General features: G+C 67.2%; 20 protein-coding genes. 9 read left to right on the top strand and 11 right to left on the bottom strand.

The features are described from left to right. Positions 1–70 precede the first annotated feature (70 nt). From ACGRVM_RS15875 to ACGRVM_RS15865, 3 genes are all read left to right on the top strand, one after another. A complete protein-coding gene (locus tag ACGRVM_RS15875; RefSeq protein WP_377172905.1) occupies positions 71–292 on the top strand; it encodes a YdcH family protein in 222 nt (73 codons plus the stop codon). Between the two features lie 83 nt (positions 293–375). Then, complete coding sequence (gene purE / locus ACGRVM_RS15870) at positions 376–864, top strand: 5-(carboxyamino)imidazole ribonucleotide mutase (RefSeq protein WP_377172906.1); 489 nt, start codon at positions 376–378, stop codon at positions 862–864. Further along, the gene (locus tag ACGRVM_RS15865) at positions 857–1,930 is read left to right on the top strand and encodes a 5-(carboxyamino)imidazole ribonucleotide synthase (RefSeq protein ID WP_377172907.1); all 1,074 of its coding nucleotides are present in this window, start codon (positions 857–859) and stop codon (positions 1,928–1,930) included. The genes purE and ACGRVM_RS15865 overlap by 8 nt, the downstream gene beginning before the upstream one ends. Positions 1,931–1,933: 3 nt before the next feature. Here ACGRVM_RS15865 and rnr read toward each other — a convergent pair whose 3' ends face one another. From rnr to dapE, 3 genes are read right to left on the bottom strand one after another with little or no spacing between them, the layout of a single operon-like run. Continuing rightward, a complete protein-coding gene (gene rnr, locus ACGRVM_RS15860; protein WP_377172909.1) occupies positions 1,934–4,207 on the bottom strand; it encodes a ribonuclease R in 2,274 nt (757 codons plus the stop codon). Positions 4,208–4,245: 38 nt separating this feature from the next. Further along, complete coding sequence (locus ACGRVM_RS15855) at positions 4,246–4,827, bottom strand: TIGR04282 family arsenosugar biosynthesis glycosyltransferase (protein WP_377173078.1); 582 nt, start codon at positions 4,825–4,827, stop codon at positions 4,246–4,248. Then, positions 4,827–5,981 (bottom strand): succinyl-diaminopimelate desuccinylase, encoded by a 1,155-nt coding sequence (gene dapE / locus ACGRVM_RS15850; RefSeq protein WP_377172910.1) that lies wholly within the window; start codon positions 5,979–5,981, stop codon positions 4,827–4,829. The genes ACGRVM_RS15855 and dapE overlap by 1 nt, the downstream gene beginning before the upstream one ends. A 294-nt stretch (positions 5,982–6,275) precedes the next feature. Between dapE and ACGRVM_RS15845 the strand changes: the two genes are divergently transcribed. Beyond that, positions 6,276–7,877 (top strand): Hint domain-containing protein, encoded by a 1,602-nt coding sequence (locus ACGRVM_RS15845; RefSeq protein ID WP_377172911.1) that lies wholly within the window; start codon positions 6,276–6,278, stop codon positions 7,875–7,877. Then, positions 7,877–8,971: a Hint domain-containing protein gene (locus tag ACGRVM_RS15840; RefSeq protein ID WP_377172912.1), complete on the top strand. Its 1,095-nt coding sequence runs from the start codon at positions 7,877–7,879 to the stop codon at positions 8,969–8,971. Before ACGRVM_RS15845 ends, ACGRVM_RS15840 begins: the two co-directional genes overlap by 1 nt. On the opposite strand, the gene ACGRVM_RS15835 is transcribed toward ACGRVM_RS15840, so the two are convergent. The 3 genes from ACGRVM_RS15835 to dapD are packed head-to-tail and all read right to left on the bottom strand — an operon-like array spanning position 8,968 to position 11,334. Then, positions 8,968–9,375, bottom strand: a complete 408-nt coding sequence (locus ACGRVM_RS15835; protein ID WP_377172913.1) for a hypothetical protein — start codon at positions 9,373–9,375, stop codon at positions 8,968–8,970. The genes ACGRVM_RS15840 and ACGRVM_RS15835 overlap by 4 nt on opposite strands. Positions 9,376–9,422: 47 nt before the next feature. Further along, positions 9,423–10,451, bottom strand: coding sequence for a sodium:calcium antiporter (locus ACGRVM_RS15830; protein WP_377172914.1), 1,029 nt, complete (start codon positions 10,449–10,451; stop codon positions 9,423–9,425). Positions 10,452–10,506: 55 nt separating this feature from the next. Next, complete coding sequence (dapD, locus tag ACGRVM_RS15825; RefSeq protein ID WP_377172915.1) at positions 10,507–11,334, bottom strand: 2,3,4,5-tetrahydropyridine-2,6-dicarboxylate N-succinyltransferase; 828 nt, start codon at positions 11,332–11,334, stop codon at positions 10,507–10,509. Between the two features lie 173 nt (positions 11,335–11,507). Here dapD and ACGRVM_RS15820 point away from each other — a divergent pair, with 173 nt between their 5' ends. Continuing rightward, positions 11,508–12,335 (top strand): LOG family protein, encoded by an 828-nt coding sequence (locus ACGRVM_RS15820; RefSeq protein ID WP_377172916.1) that lies wholly within the window; start codon positions 11,508–11,510, stop codon positions 12,333–12,335. Between the two features lie 10 nt (positions 12,336–12,345). Here ACGRVM_RS15820 and ACGRVM_RS15815 read toward each other — a convergent pair whose 3' ends face one another. From ACGRVM_RS15815 to rlmN, 3 genes are all read right to left on the bottom strand, one after another. Further along, a complete protein-coding gene (locus ACGRVM_RS15815; protein WP_377172917.1) occupies positions 12,346–12,537 on the bottom strand; it encodes a hypothetical protein in 192 nt (63 codons plus the stop codon). A gap of 184 nt (positions 12,538–12,721) precedes the next feature. Then, positions 12,722–12,943: a hypothetical protein gene (locus ACGRVM_RS15810; RefSeq protein ID WP_377172918.1), complete on the bottom strand. Its 222-nt coding sequence runs from the start codon at positions 12,941–12,943 to the stop codon at positions 12,722–12,724. A gap of 93 nt (positions 12,944–13,036) precedes the next feature. Next, the gene (gene rlmN / locus ACGRVM_RS15805) at positions 13,037–14,215 is read right to left on the bottom strand and encodes a 23S rRNA (adenine(2503)-C(2))-methyltransferase RlmN (RefSeq protein WP_377172919.1); all 1,179 of its coding nucleotides are present in this window, start codon (positions 14,213–14,215) and stop codon (positions 13,037–13,039) included. 235 nt (positions 14,216–14,450) lie between these two features. On the opposite strand from rlmN, the gene ACGRVM_RS15800 reads away from it, so the two are divergent. After that, positions 14,451–14,900: a hypothetical protein gene (locus tag ACGRVM_RS15800; RefSeq protein ID WP_377172921.1), complete on the top strand. Its 450-nt coding sequence runs from the start codon at positions 14,451–14,453 to the stop codon at positions 14,898–14,900. A gap of 84 nt (positions 14,901–14,984) precedes the next feature. On the opposite strand, the gene ACGRVM_RS15795 is transcribed toward ACGRVM_RS15800, so the two are convergent. Beyond that, positions 14,985–15,524 (bottom strand): invasion associated locus B family protein, encoded by a 540-nt coding sequence (locus ACGRVM_RS15795; RefSeq protein WP_377172922.1) that lies wholly within the window; start codon positions 15,522–15,524, stop codon positions 14,985–14,987. Positions 15,525–15,731: 207 nt separating this feature from the next. Between ACGRVM_RS15795 and ACGRVM_RS15790 the strand changes: the two genes are divergently transcribed. After that, complete coding sequence (locus tag ACGRVM_RS15790) at positions 15,732–16,742, top strand: asparaginase (protein ID WP_377172923.1); 1,011 nt, start codon at positions 15,732–15,734, stop codon at positions 16,740–16,742. On the opposite strand, the gene serB is transcribed toward ACGRVM_RS15790, so the two are convergent. Then, complete coding sequence (gene serB / locus ACGRVM_RS15785; RefSeq protein WP_377172924.1) at positions 16,739–17,605, bottom strand: phosphoserine phosphatase SerB; 867 nt, start codon at positions 17,603–17,605, stop codon at positions 16,739–16,741. The two genes, ACGRVM_RS15790 and serB, sit on opposite strands and share 4 nt — an antisense overlap. A 153-nt stretch (positions 17,606–17,758) precedes the next feature. On the opposite strand from serB, the gene ACGRVM_RS15780 reads away from it, so the two are divergent. After that, on the top strand, positions 17,759–18,937 hold the full coding sequence (locus ACGRVM_RS15780) for a phosphoserine transaminase (protein ID WP_377172925.1): 1,179 nt from the start codon (positions 17,759–17,761) through the stop codon (positions 18,935–18,937). Positions 18,938–19,071: the final 134 nt, after the last annotated feature.

The raw sequence follows: 19,071 nt of genomic DNA, 5'->3' as shown, positions 1-19,071 counted from the left end.
CAAGGGCTAGGCGGCTGGCGGTTTTCCCTATATTATCAACGAGCCGCCCACCCACAGGAATCATGCCCCGATGAACGCCTACAGCGACCTTTCGATGAAGTCCGATGACGTCCTGCGGGTCGAGCTCGAGCAGTTCAAGCGCGAGCACCGCGATCTCGACGCCGCCATCGAGGCACTGGAGGAGCTGGGCCGCGATCCGCTGACAGTCAAACGCCTCAAGCAGAAGAAGCTGCGGCTCAAGGATCGCATCGCCTATATCGAGGATCGCCTCCTGCCCGACATCATCGCCTGAATCGATTTTTTGCGGCGCCGGGGTAGTGGACGCCCCGCCCCTGCCCGCCTATGGTTCGCGCCTGATTCATGAGGGGGCGAGGGATGCCGAAAATCGAGGTCGGGATCATCATGGGAAGCCAGTCGGACTGGCCCACGATGAAGGAAGCGGCGGATATTCTGGACGCGCTCGGGGTGCCTTACGAGGCGCGCATCGTCTCGGCCCATCGCACGCCCGATCGGCTCTGGTCCTACGGCACCGAGGCGGCGGGGCGCGGTCTCAAGGCGATCATCGCGGGCGCCGGGGGCGCGGCGCATCTGCCGGGCATGATGGCCTCGAAGACGCGGGTGCCGGTCATCGGCGTGCCGGTTCAGACCAAGGCGCTCTCGGGTGTCGACAGCCTCTATTCGATCGTGCAAATGCCCAAGGGCTACCCCGTCGCCACGATGGCCATCGGCAGCGCCGGCGCCGCGAATGCGGGGCTCATGGCTGCCGCGATCCTCGCCAATGGCGATGCGGCGCTGGCCGAGCGGCTGGATGCATGGCGCGCCGCGCTTTCGGCCTCGATCCCCGAGGAGCCTTCCGATGACTGACCCGCTCAGGACCGGCGCCACCATCGGCATTCTCGGCGGCGGCCAGCTCGGCCGCATGCTCTCGGTCGCGGCCTCGCGGCTGGGGTTTCGCACCTGCATCTTCGAGCCGGGCGCGGATTGCCCCGCCGCCCATGTCGCGGACCGGCATATCGCCGCGCCCTATGAGGACGAGGGCGCGCTGCGCATCTTCGCGCAGGCCTGCGACGTCATCACCTACGAATTCGAGAACATCCCCACCTCCGCGCTCGACATTCTCGAGACGCTGCGCCCCGTCTATCCCGGCCGGCAGGCGCTGCGCGTCAGCCAGGACCGGCTGGTGGAAAAGGCGTTTCTGAACGATCTGGGCCTCAAGACCGCGCCTTTCGCCGCCGTGGATGACGGCGTCGACATCACCGAGGCGATGGCCGAGATCGGTCTGCCCGCGATCCTGAAAACCCGCCGCTTCGGCTATGACGGCAAGGGGCAGGTGCGGCTGAAAGGCCCGAACGATGCCGAGGCCGCGCTGGCCGACATGGGCGGCGCGCCCGCGATCTACGAGGGGTTCGTCGATTTCACGCATGAGGTGTCGGTGATCGCCGCGCGCAACGCGGCGGGCGATGTCGCGGCCTTCGATCCGGGGCAGAACGTGCATAAGGACGGCATCCTGCGCACGACCACCGTTCCGGCGAGGCTCTCTCCGGCGCAGCGCAGCGACGCGGTGCTTCTGGCCGCGCAGATCCTCAACAAGCTCGATTATGTCGGTGTCATGGGAGTCGAACTTTTCGTGACCGCCGAAGGGCTGATCGTCAACGAGATCGCGCCGCGCGTGCACAATTCCGGCCATTGGACGCAGAACGGCTGCACGGTCGATCAGTTCGAGCAGCATATCCGCGCGGTCGCGGGCTGGCCCCTCGGCGATGGCAAGCGGCATTCGAACGTCGTGATGGAGAACCTCATCGGGGACGACATGGACCGCGTGCCGGACCTCGCGCGCGATGGCGCCTGCGCGCTGCACCTCTATGGCAAGGCCGAGGTCAAGCCGGGCCGCAAGATGGGCCATGTGAACCGCGTGACCGGCCCGGCCTGAGCCCTAACCGCGCCGCTTGCGTTCCACCTTGCGCCCGGTCTTGGCCGCTTTTTTCTTGGCAGCACCGAGCTTGCGCTTGGGCGGCTTGCCACGGCTGCGGCCACGCCCGCCGCCCCGGCCGCCTTCGGGCATTTCCTTGCCTTCGACCGTGATGAGCTCGAGCGCGATGCCGCCTGTCACGGGCAGCGCTTCGGCCAGCTTCACGGTGACGCGCTGGCCGAGCGTGATGATCCGGCCCGAATCCGATCCCATCAGGGTCGCGCTGTCGGCGTCGAAGTGGAAATACTCGTTGCCGATATTGCGCACCGGGATGAGGCCGTCCGCGCCCGTTTCGTCCAGCCGCACGAAGGCGCCGAACTTGGCGACACCGCTGATACGGCCGGTGAATTCCTCGCCCACGCGCTCGCTCAGGAACGCGGCGAGATAGCGGTCGTTCGTGTCCCGCTCGGCCATCATGGAGCGCCGCTCCGTGTCGGAGATATGCTTGGCCGTCGCATCCAGCGCCTCGATCTGGTCGGGCGTCAGACCGTCCTTGCCCCAGCCATGCGCCGAAATCAGGGCGCGGTGCACGACGAGGTCGGCATAGCGCCGGATCGGCGAGGTGAAATGCGCGTAGGAGCGCAGCGCCAGCCCGAAATGGCCAAAATTGACGGGCGCGTAATAGGCCTGCGTCATGGCGCGCAGGGTGCTCATGTTGATCTGCTCGGCATGGTCGGTGCCCGCCGCGCCGTGCAGCAGCGCGTTGATATGGGAGGTGCGCAGAACCTGCCCCTTCGCCAGCACCAGCCCTGCCGCCTCGGCCACCTCGCGCAGCGCGTCGAGCTTTTCCTCGGACGGCTCCTCATGAACCCGGAAGAGGAGCGGCGACTTCTTGGCGCTCAGCGTTTCGGCGGCCGCGACATTGGCCAGCACCATGAATTCCTCGATCAGCTTATGCGCATCGAGCCGCTCGGTGAAATTGACGCTCAGAACCTTGCCTTCCTCGCTGAGGACGACCTTGCGCTCGGGCAGGTCCAGGTCGAGCGGCTGGCGCGTGCCCCGCGCGTGCTTCAAGGCGGCATAGGCGGCGTAGAGAGGCCGGATCACCTCGTCCATCATCTCGGCGCAGCGCTCGGACGGCTGGCCGTCCATCGCCGCCTGAACCTCCTGATAGGTCAGCGACGCGCCCGAGCGCATGATGCCGCGATGGAAACTCTGATCGAGTTTCGTGCCGAACTCGTCGATGCGCATCCGCACGGCGATGCAGGCGCGCGGCACGCCTTCATGGAGCGAGCAGAGATCCCCCGAGAGGCGGTCGGGCAACATCGGCACGACGCGGTCGGGAAAATAGCTCGAATTGCCGCGCAGCCGCGCCTCGGTGTCGAGCGCGCTGCCCGGCGTCACGTAATGCGCGACATCCGCGATGGCGACCCAGATGACATGACCGCCCTCGTTGCCGGGCGTGTCGTCGGGATGGGCATAGCAGGCATCGTCATGATCGCGCGCATCCGATGGATCGATGGTGACCAGCGGCAGGTGGCGCAGATCCTCACGGCCCTTGAGGCCGGCGGGCTTCTGCTTGTCCGCCTCGGCGATCACCTCGGGCGGGAAATCGTCGGGGATGCCGTGCTGGTGAATGGCGATGAGCGACACGGCGCGCGGCCCCGAGGGATCGCCCAGCCGGGCCGTGATGCGCGCGCGCGGCAGGCCCATGCGGCCCCGTGGCCCCGCCTGCTCGGCCTCGACCAGCTCGCCGTCCTGCGCGCCATGCGTCTGCGCGGCCTCGACCTGCCATTCCTTGGCCTGTCCCTTGTCGATGGGCAGGATGCGGCCCCCTTCGGCGCCCTTGCGGAAGATGCCCAGCGCCTTCAATGGCGTATGCCCGATGCGCCGGATCAGCCGCGCCTCGTAATGATGCGCCTCGCCCTTGACTTGTTGCAGCTTGGCAAGGATGCGCTCGCCCTGGCCCAGAGCGGGGTCGGCGGCGCGCGGGATCAGCAAGACGACCGGCTCCACGCCCTCGCCATGCCACTCGAGCGGCTTGGCCAGTTGCTCACCATCCGGCGTGGTGCCCATGATCTGCAGCACCGAGACGGGCGGCAGGCGGTCCGGATCGCGATAGGTCTTCTTGCGCTTTTCCAGATGCCCCTCGGCCTCGAGCTCCTTGAGGACGCGCTTGAGCTCGATCCGGGCGGCGCCCTTGATACCGAACGCCTTCGCGATCTCGCGCTTGGCGCCGAGGGTGGGGTTATCTGCGATCCATTGCAGGATCTCGGCTTTGCTGGGCATCTGGTTCATGCGCGTTTCGTATCACGGCGCCGGGCGCGCCGAAACAGCTATCGCGCGAGGCCCAGATCAGCGGCGGTATCCACGTCGCGCAGCGTGTCGACATAAGCGATCCGCGCGCCGGGAAGCGTCGCCATGCTGTCGCTCAATGCATGTTCGCTGGACCAGCGCACGCCTTCGAGCAATCCAGCCGGTATGCCCCCGCTCCGCTTCAGCCCGATCAGCCAATAGCCACCATCGGGCGCGGGCCCGAATACCGCGTCATGCGGCCCGAGCGCCGCGAAGGCCCGCGCGACATGCGCGCGCGTCATGCCGGGAATATCGCCGCCGACGATGCAGATCGGCCCTTGCCCCAGCCCGCGCAGGAGGCGCGCCATGCGCAACCCAAGATCGCCCCGCCCCTGCGCGACGCGCGGCAGATGCGCAGGCCAGACGCGGCTCTCCATCCCCGCGCGGTCGGGCGCCACCGCCAGAACGAGGCGCCAGCGCGGATCCTCGAGCCGCCGGATCAGGCGGGCAGTCTGGTGGCGGAACCACCACGCGGCGACGGTCATGCCGATCTCGCGGCCAAGACGCGTCTTCACCCGGCCCGGCCGCGGCTCTTTCAGCATGATGACCAGCGTGGGGCGTATCATCCGGCGAAATAGTCGCGCAGGATGCGGCCATAGATCGCCTTGAGCTGATGGATCTGCTCGACGCTCACATTCTCGTCCACCTGATGCATCGTCTTGCCGACGAGGCCGCATTCCACGACCGGGCAATGATCCTTGATGAAGCGCGCATCCGATGTGCCGCCCGAGGTGGAAAGGACGGGCGTTCGCCCCGTCTCGGCCTCGACCGCGCGCTGGATGAGGTCCGAGAAATCGCCCGGCGGCGTCAGGAACGCTTCGCCGGAATTCTTGACGGTAAGCGCGCCCGTCACGCCCATCTCCTCGCAGATCGCATCGAGTTGGCCTTTCAGCCAATCGGTCAGGCTGCCGCCGCTGTGCAGATCGTTGTATCGGATATTGACCGTCGCGCGCACGGCGGCAGGGATCACGTTTGTCGCGGCATTGCCGGTGTCGATGGTCACAACCGCCAGCGTCGACGGATCGAAATGCTCGGTCCCCTCGTCGAGCCGGTGCGCGCTGATCCGGTCCACCAGCCGCGCCATCGCCGGGAGCGGGTTGACCGCGCGGTGCGGATAGGCGGAATGGCCCTGCTTGCCGGTGACGGTGAGCCACGCGGTCAGCGAGCCGCGCCGCCCGATCTTGATCATGTCGCCCATCTCCTCGGGGCAGGTCGGCTCGCCCACGAGGCAGACGCTCATCGCCTCGCCCGTCGCGGTCATCCAGTCGAGAAGCGCGGTCGTGCCGTCGAGCGCATCGCCCTCCTCGTCGCCGGTGATGGCGAGGATCACGGCCCCGTCGGGCGGCGTCTGCTGCACGAAATCGACGGCGGCGGCGGCGAAGGCGGCGACGCCCGATTTCATGTCCGTGGCGCCCCGTCCCCACATCATGCCGTCCCGGATCTCGGCCCCGAACGGCGCGACGCTCCACGCCGCCTCGTCGCCCAGCGGCACCACATCCGTGTGCCCGTTGAAGCCGAAACTGCGCGCCGCGCCCTTCTCGCCCCAGCGCGCGAAGAGATTGCAGATCCCGTTCCGATCCACGCGCCGGCAGGTGAACCCCGCATCCTTCAGCACGTCCTCGAGAATGCCGAGCGCGCCGCCTTCCTCGGGGGTGACGGAAGGGCAACGGATCAGCGCGGCAGTCAGCGCGGCGGGGTCGATGGGCGAATGCATCATGGGGCCTCGGCGGAATGCGGGGGATATCGGTCGGAGCCAAGGGCTAACCCTATTGCAACGCCTTTGCAAATTTTGCGCAAGGCGCGGGAAAAAAGTTAGCGCAGGCGCGAAAGATAGGTAAAACTGAGGCCATAAAAAGACAGACCCGAGGCAGGGCAACAGGCAAGGGGGCACGAGCAGGCCCCCGACATATGGCGAGGCGCCCTTGCGCCGCGCCCGATCGCGGCTCCCCGAGGGGATCCCGCGGATCGCGGCCGTTTGCACCTGTCCGAGGCGAAGGCAAGGGAAAGACGGATGGTCGAAGGCACCGAGATACCGATCAACAGGAATGCGACGCCCGAGCAGATGGCGCAGGAGATGTTCGGCCCCGGTGTCGTGATCGAACGCGCCTCCTACACGGGCGACAACGACAGTTCCGGCATCTACACCAACGGCGATGCGATCTCGCCCGGCGTCATGCCCGGCGATACCGGCGTCATGTTCTCGACGGGCGATCTGCGCGGCTTCACGGGCAGCGCGCGCTGGTGGCAGGGCGGATCGAACACCAGCAACAGCCAGACGACCGCCTCGAGCGGGCCGGACAGCTACGCCGATCAGATCTCCGATTTCGATGCCACGGCGGGCGCGCCCACGTATGATGCGTCCTTCATCGACGTGGATTTCACGCCATCGGGCGACATGCTCTCGATGCAGTTCGTTTTCGCGTCGGACGAGTATCCCGAATACGCCATCGGCGCCTTTCAGGATTTCGTCGGCGTCTGGATCAACGGGCAGCAGGTCAATCTCAGCGTCGGCGACGGCGACGTCGATCCCAACAACCTCAACGCCGGCTCGAACGGCAACCTCTTCGTCGACAACACCGGCGATCAGTACAACACCGAAATGGACGGCTTCACCGTCGCGCTCACGCTCAAGATCCCGGTGAATTCCGGGCAGCTGAACTCGATCCGTATCGGCATCGCGGACGTGACGGACGATCGCTACGACAGCACGCTCATCATCGCCGGGGGCAGCATCCAGAGCACGGTGCTGGCCAATGACGATGTCATCAAGCTCGACCCGGATGGCTCGAGATCGGTCGATGTGCTCGCCAACGACACCAATAACGGCGCGGGCAGCCTGACGATCACGCATATCAACGGGCAGTCGGTCAGCGTCGGCGACAGCGTGACCCTGCGCAGCGGCCAGACGGTGCAGCTCAACGCCGATGGAACGCTCGGCCTTGCGGGCGACGGCGACGAGGAGGAATTCTCGTTCACCTACACCGCCGAGAACGGCGGCGGCGTGAGCGATACGGGCTTCGTTCTGGTGGACAGCGTGCCCTGCTTCGTGGCGGGGACCATGATCCGGACGCCGGGCGGCCAGCGGCCCGTCGAAAGCCTCTCGCCCGGCGATCTGGTGGTGACACGCGACGAGGGCGCGCAGCCGCTGCGCTGGATCGGCACGCGGCGCATCGCGGCGGCGGGCGATTTCGCCCCCATCCATATCGACGCGAACACCTTCGGCACGCACGGCGCGCTGGCGCTGTCGCCGCTGCACCGCGTTCTGATCCGCGACGGTCTGGCCGAACTTCTTTTCGGCGAGCGCGAGGTGCTGGTCGCCGCGCGCGATCTGGTCAACGGGCGCTCCGTGCGGCGCGTGCCGGGCGGGGAGGTGGAATACGTCCATATCCTCTTCGACCGTCACCAGGTGGTCTATTCCGAGGGGCTCGAGACCGAAAGCTTCCTGCCCGGCCCGCAGACCGCCCGCAGCTTCGAGGCCGAGATCGTCGACGAGATCTGCGCGATCTTCCCGCATATCTGCCGCGAGACGGGCAAGGGCTACAGCCCCGCCGCGCGCCGGACGCTGAAATCCTATGAGGCGCAGCTTCTGCTCGCCACCGCGAAGGCCGCCTGATGGGCTGGATCGGGATCGCCAATCACAGCGAGGGACGCTTCGATGCCGAGGGGCTGGGGCGGCGAAGCGCCGCGCGCGGCGCCGATCCCGCGACGCCGCTGACAGGCCATGCCGAGGCCGGAACGATCCTGATCGACACCTACCTGTCGCCCGACGCGCGGCCCCAGACCCTTCTCAGCTTTCAGCGCGCGGCGAGCGGGGACGGCATGCTGGCGCTCAAGGTCGTGCCGACGGGGGGTATCGTTCTGATCGACGCGCAGGCGGGCGATGTGCGCCACGCCGCGCTCAACCATGATCTGGACGGGCGCAGCGAACAGGTCCGCGTGCGCTATTCGTGGCGCGCCGGGGCCGAGGGATCGCTCACGCTCAAGCATCTGTCGAGCGGGCGGATCCGCCGCGCGCCGGTGGCGCCCGGCCACGCCGTCGCGCTCGAGGATCTGCGCATGCTCACCCGCTTTCCCGCGCATCGCGTCATGGACCCGGATGTGAGTTTCATCGCCGTCTCGGACGCGGTCGAACCCATCGGCGCCATGCCCGGACTGACGGCGGCCACGCCCATCGCGACGCCGCGCGGCCCGGTGCCGGTGGCGAGGCTGCGGCGCGGGGACACGGTGCTGACCGCCGAGGGCGAGGTCGTGCCGATCCTGCGGATGATCTCGCAGACGGTGCCCGCCCGTGGCTCGCTCAGGCCCGTGCGATTGCGCGCGCCCTTCTTCGGGCTTCAGCGCGACATCGTGATCGGCCCGCATCAGCGCCTCGTCATCGGCGGAAGCCAGGTCGAGTACATGTTCGGCACCGAGGCGGTGCTGGTCCCGGCGCGCCACCTCGTCAACGGCTCCTCGGCCTACCACGCCAAGGGTCCGGACCTCGTGACCTATCATCATATGCTGCTGCCCGAGCATCAGGCCATCGTCGCCGCCGGCTGCCCGGTCGAGAGCCTCTATATCGGACGCCTGCGCCGCAACCGCGCGGCGCTCGAGGCCTCGCCCCTCGCCGGGCTCGACGCCTCGCGCCTGCCCGAACATGCGCGCCCCATCTGGCCGGTTCTGAAACCCTTCGAGGCGCGCACGCTCGCGATGCAGCGCGCGGCCTAGCCCTCGTCCTCCTCGGGATCGAGATCGAGCGCCTCGCTGCGGCCCGCCTCATCGAAGAAGGGCGTCATCTGCGCGACGATCACCGCGTTCTCATCGAGCGCGCGCCGCATCAGGGCGCGGTCCTCGTCGCCGATCTCATGGCCCTGCGCCTCGCGCTCGGCAAGCGTGCCGTAGCCCGTCACATCGAGCGGGGCGGTATCCGCCTGCTTGAGGATCGCCACGGTCTCGCGCACGGCCTCGGCCTCGTCCACGCCGCTTGCATAGATCAGAAGCGCGGCGCCCGTGGCGCCCTTGGGCAGGCCATCGCCTTTCTTGCGCCCGATCTCGACCAGAAGGGTAAAGACCTCCTGCCGCTTGGGCTTGGCCGGTTTCTTGCCGCCTTGGGATTTGTCTGTCTCGCTCATGCGCCCGCCTTAGAGACGCGGCGCCGCGCGGTCAATCGCGGAGGCGCTCAGCCCAGCACCTCGACGCCGAGCGCGAGCGCGTAGACCGCCATCATCAGCACGCTCTCCATTCCGATCCGTCCCGGTCCCTGCCGCTGGCGCACAATGAGGCCCGCGAGAAGAATGCCGGTCATCATCAGGCCGGTCGCAAGCCAATAAAGATCGTTCGGCTCGACCGCGTGATAGATCGAGCCGTCGCGATAGGCGATATCGGCCCCGACGAGGAAGAGCGTGTCGAAAGTGTTGCCGCCGATGATACCGCCCACGGCCAGTTGCAGCGCCCCGCGCCGGACCGCGACGAGGGTCGTGACCAATTCGGGCAGCGACGTGATGACCGCCGTGCCGAGCGCGCCCACGAGGCTCGAGGCGAGGCCGTATTCCTCGATCAGCGCCTGCCCCGATTGCCCGATCACCCAGCCGCCTGCGCCCATCACCAGCACGAGGCCGATGAAGGCGAGCGCGGGCTTGCGCGCCGAGCGGCGGGCCTCGGCGGGGTCCTCCGGCTCGTCGGCGCGGGTCTCGTCGGTATCGACGGCCTCCCACATCGGCCGCTCGCGCACTTCCGAAGACAGGCGCACGCCGTAAAGATAGGCGAGAAAGAGAAGGATCGAGGCGGGGTGCACGCCGAAATAGGCCATATCCGGCCCGGCCATCGCCGCGAAGGGGATGCTGAGAAGGATGACCAGCATCACCGCCTGAAAGAGATTGGCGGGCTCGGCCGCTGCATGCTCGAGATTGGCGCGCTTGTGCAGAAGATCGGCGAGCGCGAGGAAGAGCGTCTGCGCCGCGATCCCGCCCACGGCGTTCGAGAAGGCATAGCTCGCATCGCCCGAGGCTGCGGCATCGACCGACACGATCACCCCGGCGATGGAGGTGGCGCCCCCGAGGATGAGACCGCCGATCAGCGCCTCGCCCATCCGGGTGCGGTCCGCGATGATGTCGGCAAGGCGCGTCGCGCGGATCGATGCGATCACCACCGCGGCCCCTGCAAGGCACGTCGCGATCAGCAGGTAAGGCAGCGGCAGGGCGGCGATCATGAGAGCCCAACGCGCGCCGGTGCCCCGCAGGTTCCCGGCGCGCGCGAAAAGCCTGTCAGGTGCGCAGAAGCTCGTTGATCGACGTCTTGGAGCGGGTCTGCGCGTCCACGCGCTTGACGATGACCGCGCAATACAGGTTCACGCCGTTCTTCGACGGCATCGAGCCCGACACGACGACCGAGCCGGAGGGCACCTCGCCATACATGACCTCGCCCGTTTCGCGGTCCACGATCTTGGTGGACTGGCCGATATAGACGCCCATCCCGAGGACGCTGCCCTCGCGGACGATGCAGCCCTCGACCACCTCGGAGCGCGCCCCGATGAAGCAATTGTCCTCGATGATCGTGGGACCGGCCTGCATGGGCTCCAGCACGCCGCCGATGCCGACGCCGCCCGACAGGTGCACGTTCTTCCCGATCTGCGCACAGCTTCCGACCGTGGCCCATGTGTCCACCATCGTGCCGCTATCCACATGGGCGCCCAGATTGACGAAGGACGGCATCAGCACCACACCCGGCGCGATATAGGCCGAGCGGCGCACGATGCAGTTCGGAACCGCGCGGAAGCCCGCGGCCTTCCACTCGGTCTCGCCCCAGCCGAGGAACTTGCTGTCGACCTTGTCCCACCAGCCGCCGCCCTGCGGGCCGCCCGATTGAGGTTCCATGTCCTTGATGCGGAAGCCCAGAAGCACGGCCTTCTTTGCCCATTGGTTGACATGCCAGGTGCCGTCCTCGCCCCGCTCGGCCACGCGCAGCTTGCCGCTGTCGAGCGCGTTCAGCGTCGCTTCGATCGCCTCGCGCGTCTCGCCGCCGGTGGCGGGGCTGATCGTGTCGCGCGCCTCCCATGCGGCTTCGATGGCGGTCTCAAGCTGGGCATTGGACATGGCGGCACTCCTCGCGCATTCGTTAGGGCTCCCGTATAGGCGGTGGCGCCCTGCCGCGCAATCCATCCGGATCGCCTGCCGCCGCCGCGCCGCCGCGCGCCGGGCGCTGGTCAAGCATGGTGCGAGCGGGTAGTGCTGGAACAGCTTTGGATTTCAGCTCGAAGGACAGCCAGATGAGTGAAGACCGCACCAGCCAGTTTCGCGACGCGGGCACGGACCGCAGCACCGCCGAGGCGGTGCCGGACACGCCGCAGACCCGCGCGCCCGCTTACCGGCTGGCCTTCAACGACACCGATTTCATGCTGCGCGACGAGCTGCGCCCGGTGCGTCTGCAACTCGAGCTTCTGAAGCCCGAGATGATCCTGAACGAGCGCGGCATCCGCAGCACGGTCGTGCTCTTCGGCGGGGCGCGCATTCCCGAGCCGAAGGAGAAGGCCGGCGCGCGGACCGAGACACTGGCGGAGCTGTCGAAATACTATGACGAGGCGCGCGAATTCGCCCGGCTGATGACCGAAAAGTCGCTGGCCGCCTACGGGCGCGACTACGTGATCGCGACGGGCGGCGGGCCGGGCGTCATGGAGGCGGGCAACCGCGGTGCGGCGGATGCCGGCGGGGCCTCGATCGGCCTCAACATCGTTCTGCCGCACGAGCAGGCGCCGAACGAATACGTCACGCCCGGCATGTGCTTCAACTTCCACTATTTCGCGATCCGCAAGATGCACTTTCTGATGCGCGCGCGGGCGGTCTGCGTCTTTCCCGGCGGGTTCGGCACGCTCGACGAAATGTTCGAGGCGCTGACGCTGATTCAGACCGACCGGATGAAGCGCATGCCCTTCCTGCTCTTCGGCGAAGCATTCTGGCGGCGCATCATTAACTGGGAAGCGCTCGCCGATGCCGGCACGATCAGCGACGAGGATCTGGACCTCTTCCAGTTCGTCGAGACCGCCGCCGACGCGGTACGCATCATCGACGAATGGGACGCCGCCCGCATCGAGGACTGAGCCTCGCGGCTCAGGCCGCGAGATCGGCCGGAAGCGCGCAGAGCGGCGTGTTCTTGACCAGCGAGGTCAGTACGCGCCCCTCGTCCGTATCGCGCACGCCGTAGCCATAGCCGCGCAGCCGGTGCTGCCACTCGCGGTCCGAGACAGCCATGCGGCGCTCGCGCGCGGCGATGAGAAGGATATCGGAAATGTCTTTGCTCATTGTTTCATGCCTTTTGACAATAATTCGATGATCTTTGGATAGTCGGCCATTGCGGCGACAATCGGCACGGATTGGGGCCGAGACAGGGTCTTTTCGCGCCAGAAACGCGCGAAAGCCGCCCGGCGGGAGCGCGGGGCGGCTTGGACTACGGTTGAAGATGGAAACGCCCTCGGCGGGCAGATGCTCAGGCGGCGGGGCCGAAGCTGGGCGCGCAGGGCAGACGGCAGATCTCGACGCCGTGCGGCATGGTGGTGACGATGGCGCCCGCGCCGCTGCCTCTTAGCGCGTAGCCGCGCTGGCGAAGGGCCTCGGCCCAGGCGCGTGCGTCCGGGGCGCGGCGCGCCTCGCCCAGAACGATCGCGAGCACATCCGCCTCGATCAATGGATCCTTGTGGACATAGACCATTCGCGCCTCCTCAGCCGATCTTCTCAGCATGGCCGCAAAAAGTGGCGGCAAGGGGACGCAAATTCAGCGAAAGCGGGGTATTCGGCGCGCCGCTCAGCCCTGCCGCGCTTCGGCCTCGATTTGCGCGCGGGACTTGCGCGCGCGCTCGGTCGCGGATTTGAGCTGGCCGCAGGCCGCCATGATGTCCTCGCCGCGCGGCGTGCGGATTGGGCTGGCATACCCCGCCTTGTAGATGATGTCGGCGAAGGCGCGGATGCGGTTGTTGCTCGAGCGCTTGTAGGGCGCGCCGGGCCATTCGTTGAAGGGGATGAGGTTGATCTTGGCCGGGATACCCTCGATCAGCTTGACGAGGCGGCGCGCATCCTCGTCGCTGTCGTTGACCCCGTCCAGCATCACGTATTCGAAGGTGATCCGCTCGGAGTTGCTGGCCTTCGGATAGGCCTTGAGCGCATCGAGAAGCGCCGCGATGTTCCACTTCTTGTTGATCGGCACGAGGCGGTCGCGCACCTCGTCGGTCGTCGCGTGGAAGCTGACGGCGAGCATGCAGCCGATCTCGGCGGCGGTGCGATGGATTTCCGGCACGATGCCCGACGTCGAAAGCGTGATGCGGCGGCGGCTGAGCTGGATACCCTCGGGGTCCATCGCGATCTTCATCGCGTCGCGCACATTCTCGAAATTGTAGAGCGGCTCGCCCATGCCCATCAGCACGATATTGCTCAGAAGGCGCGTCTCGTCCTTGGGCGCGCCTTGGGTGGGCCATTCGCCCAGATCGTCGCGCGCGACCATGATCTGGCCGACGATCTCGCCCGCCGTCAGGTTGCGCACCAGTTTCTGCGTGCCGGTATGGCAGAAGGAACAGGTCAGCGTGCAGCCGACCTGAGAGGAAATGCAGAGCGTGCCGCGCCCCTCTTCGGGGATATAGACGACCTCGACCTCATGCCCGCCCGCGATGCGCACGAGGTATTTGCGCGTGCCATCGCTGCTCACCTGGCGGCTGACCACCTCGGGCGTATCGAGGCGGAAGTTCTCTTCCAACTCGAGCCGATAGGCCTTGGCGAGGTTGGTCATTCGCGAGAAATCCCGCACGCCCCACTGGTAGATCCACTGCCAGATCTGCCCCGCCCGCATCCGGGCCTGCTTTTCCGGCGTGCCGTGGTCGATCAGCGCCTGGCGCAGCGCGTCCCGCGTGAGGCCGATCAGGTTCGGCTTGCCCTCCGGCGCCTTGCGCGGAATGGTCACGAGATCTTGCGTGATCGGTGCGGTGCTGGTCATGGCTCGGGCCTTCTCGCTGCGGATATGGTCCCATATAGGATTCGCGCGGCAATGCCAAAGGGGGGCGAGTGCGACAAGCGGCGGCTGGGATGCTGTCAGCCCATCGAGCGATCGCTGTTTCACTCTGACATATCAACGAAACGCAGTCCCGGCCGCTGCGATCGAAACCCAGCGCCTCAATTCGGTCCAATCTTTCATGTACCCCGACGCCAACAGCCAACGACGGAGTCATGGCATGGAACAGACAACTGAAAGACGGCCTGCGCATTTCGGCTTGATCGGATTCATCCTCGGCGTTGCCAGCCTCATCGTCATCTTGATGCAGCTCTCCGCGTTTTTCGAGCCGCAGGAGAAAACGAGTGGATCGATCATCGGAGAGATCGCGGCAGATATAAAACTGTCGGCATCACGTGCGCTTGCCGGTGAGGAAGCTCCGGAACCCGCTCCGCTCCCACGCGACAACACACGCCTCATCTCTATAGTCGCGCTTTGCGCTGCGGGCCTTGCGGCCATCCTCGGCGCCGTTGGCCTGTATCGGCACGAGCCCTACAGGCTTCCGTACATGGCCGTGGGCATCGGGGTTTCGGCATTCGTGATGCACTATGTCTTCTGGTTGGCGATCCTGATAGGCGGCATCGCCTTGCTGGTCAGCATCATCGGAAATCTCGACAGCATTTTCGAATAGACGCAAAGGCTCGCCCGCGACCTGCTCTACATAGAAAAGGCGCCCCGAACACGGAGCGCCTTCTGTCCATAGCGACCCGCCGCCCTACTGGCAGCGCTTCTCGGCCTCTTCCATCGCCGCCGTGTAGCCGATCAGCGAGAAGGTGTCCTTGGTCTGCGTGCCGCGCGAGGATCGGGCGGTCAGCACCGCATCGGCGCCTCGCTTGAGGGCCGCGATGATCTTGGCGTCCTCGTCCGCGCTGGCGGGCCACGCCCATTCCTTCTCGGTATAAAGCTCGAACGTATCTGTGCCGACCACCAGCTCGACGGTCGAGCCGTCGGCGAAGGGATAGCCGCCGGTGAAGGCGACCTGGCCGCGCACGCCCGCATCGGGCCGGAAGAACGTCATCAGGAGGATCTCGCCGCGCCGCACTGCGACCACCTGCCCGCCGCGCGTGTTGACCGTCTCGGTCGGCGCCGACACGGTCCAGCATTCCTTGGGCGAGTCCTCGGTGAAGACGCTCCAGGCCGTGTTGGCGGCCACCTGATTGGTGCTTTCGCTCTGGGCTAGGGCGGGGCCGGAGAAAAGGGTGGTTGCGGTCAGTATCGCTGCGCCGAGCGCGCCGCGCATTGCGTAAGATGCCATTCTTGTGCAGCCTCCAAGCTGTCCTTGAGCCTCAATTTCGTCGCGCGCGCCAGCCAGCCCTCTTGGGCATGATGTCGCCGGGGATTTCCGCTTGGCAATCGCGCTGATCTTCTCGACAGTGCAACTTTAGCCCGAAACGCGCCAGAAACGAAAGAATGAATTGGCGGAAACCCGCACATCGTTCGACCCCCAAGGAGACCACCCCAGATGATCCGACCCAAGACCGCCCCCGCCCCCCTGACCGAGATCTGGCGCGGCCCCATCGCCGAGAGCGTGCACACGGGCCATGCGGTGATCTGCGGGGCGGATGGCGAGGTGATCGAGGCCTGGGGCGATCCCGATACGGTGGTCTATCCGCGCTCTTCGGCCAAGATGATCCAAGCGCTGCCGCTGATCGAAAGCGGCGCGGCCGCGGCGGCGGGTCTCGGCTCCGAGCATCTGGCCCTCGCCTGCGCCTCGCATCAGGGCGACCGGGTCCATACCGAGCGGGTCGAGACATGGGTGACGGGCCTCGGCCTCGGCGAGAGCGATTTTCGCTGCGGCAGCCACATGCCCTATGGCGAGCAGACCGCGCATGAGCTGATCCGCAGCGGCGAAAAGCCCTGCCAGCTTCACAACAATTGCTCGGGCAAGCATGCGGGGTTCCTCACGCTCAACCGGCATCTGGGCGGACACGCCGAATATGTGGAGCCCGCCCATCCGGTGCAGCGCGCCTGCCTCGCCGCCTTCGAGGAGGTCACCGAGGAGCGCAGCCCCGGATACGGCATCGACGGCTGCTCGGCCCCCAACTTCTTGACGAGCTTGCGCGGCATGGGGCGCGCGATGTCTTATTTCGCGACCGCGCGCGACGGCGGCGACACCCGCCGGAGCGCGGCCGCGCGGCTCAGGGACGCGATGATCGCGCATCCCGAGCTTGTCGCCGGCGAGGGTCGGGCCTGCACGCTTCTGATGCGCGCCTGCACCGAGCCGGTGGCGCTCAAGACCGGGGCCGAGGGGTTCTTCATCGCCATCCTGCCCGAGCGCAAGCTGGGCATTGCGGTCAAGATCGCGGATGGCGGAACGCGCGGCGCGGAATGCGCGATCACGGCGCTGCTGGTGCGGCTCGGGGCGCTCGAGGCCGACCACCCCTCGGCGCGGATGTTCATGAACGAGGTCATCACCAATTGCCGCGGCCTGGAGACCGGCGCGATCCGGCCGGCGCCGGGCCTCCTGCGCTAGGCGAAGTCGTCGAGCGCATAGCCTTGCAGGAAGAGCAACGCGGTCAGATCGCCGTGGTTGATCCGCAGATCGCATTGGGCGGCGACGCTGGGCTTGGCGTGCAGCGCGACGCCCGCCCCCGCATGGCCGAGCATGCCCAGATCGTTGGCCCCGTCTCCGACCGCGATGGCCTCCGCGGGGGTGATGCCGAGCCGCGCGGTGATCTCGTCGAGCGCATCCACCTTGGCCTGACGGCCGAGGATGGGGCGCGCCACGTCGCCCGTGAGCACGCCGTTCTCGATGCCGAGCGCGTTCGCGCGATGCTCGTCGAAGCCGAGCGCCTCGGCGACGGGGCCGGTGAAGGCGGTGAACCCGCCCGAGACGAGGGCCGTATGCGCGCCATGCGCGCGCATCGTCGAGACCAACGCGGCGCCGCCCGGCGCATGGGTGATGCGGCTGGAAAGAACCTCGGCGATCATCGCCTCCGGCAGCCCCTTGAGCAGCGCCATGCGCTCCAGCAGCGCGCCCTCGAAATCGAGCTCGCCATTCATCGCGCGCGCGGTGATCTCGCGCACATGCGCGCCCACGCCCGCCGCCTCGGCCAGCTCGTCGATGCATTCCTGCCCGATCATGGTGCTGTCCATATCGGCGATGAGCAGACGCTTGCGCCGGCCTTCCGCAGGCTGGACGGCGAGATCGACGCACAGCTTTTGCAGATCCTCCCAGACCTGCCACAGGTTGCCGGGCACATCCTCCAAAGAGAATTCCGCCGCCTGATCCGGCGCGAGCCACTGGACGGCGCCGCCGCCCCAAGCGTTGCGCAGGCTCTCGGCCAGACTGGGCTCCAGCCCGCCCGGGGCCGCGATGAGGGTGGCGATAGGCATGTCCAGGCGCTCCGAAGGATGAATGCGTCGCGAATAATTCACGAAGCGCCGCTATAGCGTCATTTTTTCGCTTGCGAAAGGGCGCGCGCCGGCCTAGCTCTGTCGGCGGGACACCCTTCCCCAACGAAGGGCGCTTATCTGGAAGGATAGCATATGACGACCGAAGACCTCGCGCGCAGCGATGCGCGCAACACTCGCGTGCGGCCCGATCTGAAACCGGCGAACCCGCGCTTCTCCTCCGGCCCCTGCGCCAAGCCCCCCGCATTCGCACTCGAAAAACTGTCCGGCGCCCCGCTGGGACGCAGCCACCGCGCCGCCGTGGGCAAGGAGCGGCTGCAGGCCGCGATCGACGGCACCCGCGCCGTCCTGAACATTCCCGAAGACTACCGCATCGGCATCGTGCCCGCCTCCGACACCGGCGCGGTGGAGATGGCCATGTGGACCATGCTGGGCGCGCGCCGCGTCGAGATGCTGGCATGGGAGAGCTTCGGCGCGGGCTGGGTCACGGACGCCGTGAAACAGCTCAAGCTCGATGCCGAGGTCAAGACCGCCGACTATGGCAAGATCGTGGATCTGAGCACCGTCGATACCGACAATGACGTCGTCTTTACTTGGAACGGCACCACCTCGGGCGTGCGCGTGCCGAACGGCGACTGGATCAAGGCGGACCGCGCCGGTCTGACCATTTGCGACGCGACCTCCGCCGCCTTCGCGCAGGATCTGCCGTGGGACAAGCTCGACGTCACCACCTTCAGCTGGCAGAAGGTACTTGGCGGCGAGGCCGCGCATGGCATGATCGTGCTGTCGCCCCGCGCCGTTGAGCGGCTCGAGAGCTACAGCCCCGCATGGCCCCTGCCCAAGATCTTCCGCCTCACCAAGGGCGGCAAGCTGATCGAGGGGATCTTCAAGGGCGAGACGATCAACACGCCCTCCATGCTCGCGGTCGAGGATTACCTGCTGGCACTCGACTGGGCGCAGTCCGTGGGCGGCCTCGCCGGCCTCATGGACCGGGCCGATGCGAATGCGGGCGTGATCGCCGATTTCGTGGCCGAGAACGACTGGATCGCGAACCTCGCCAAGGACCGCGCGACACGCTCGAACACGTCCGTTTGCCTCAAGTTCACCGATCCCGGCATCGCGGACGGCGCGGCCTTCGCCAAGGCGGTCGCCAAGAGGCTCGAGGCCGAGGGCGTGGCCTATGATATCGGCTCCTACCGCGACGCGCCTGCGGGCCTGCGCATCTGGTGCGGCGGCACTGTCGAGACATCCGATATCCAGGCGCTGATGCCCTGGATCGACTGGGCCTATCACGCCGAGCGCGCTGCTCTCTGAGCCTTTTTTCGGCGGGCCGCTCATGGCCCGCCCCCTCCCCTATTTGCATGAAGGACGCCCAAAAATGGCTCCCAAGGTACTCGTTTCCGACAAGCTGAGTGAAACCGCCGTCCAGATCTTCCGCGATCGCGGCA

The sequence above is a fragment of the Roseovarius aquimarinus genome (assembly GCF_043661195.1).
GTDB lineage: Bacteria > Pseudomonadota > Alphaproteobacteria > Rhodobacterales > Rhodobacteraceae > Roseovarius > Roseovarius aquimarinus.
The sequence above is the reverse complement of the archived record's forward strand: the minus strand, read 5'-3'. Positions and strand labels throughout refer to the sequence as shown.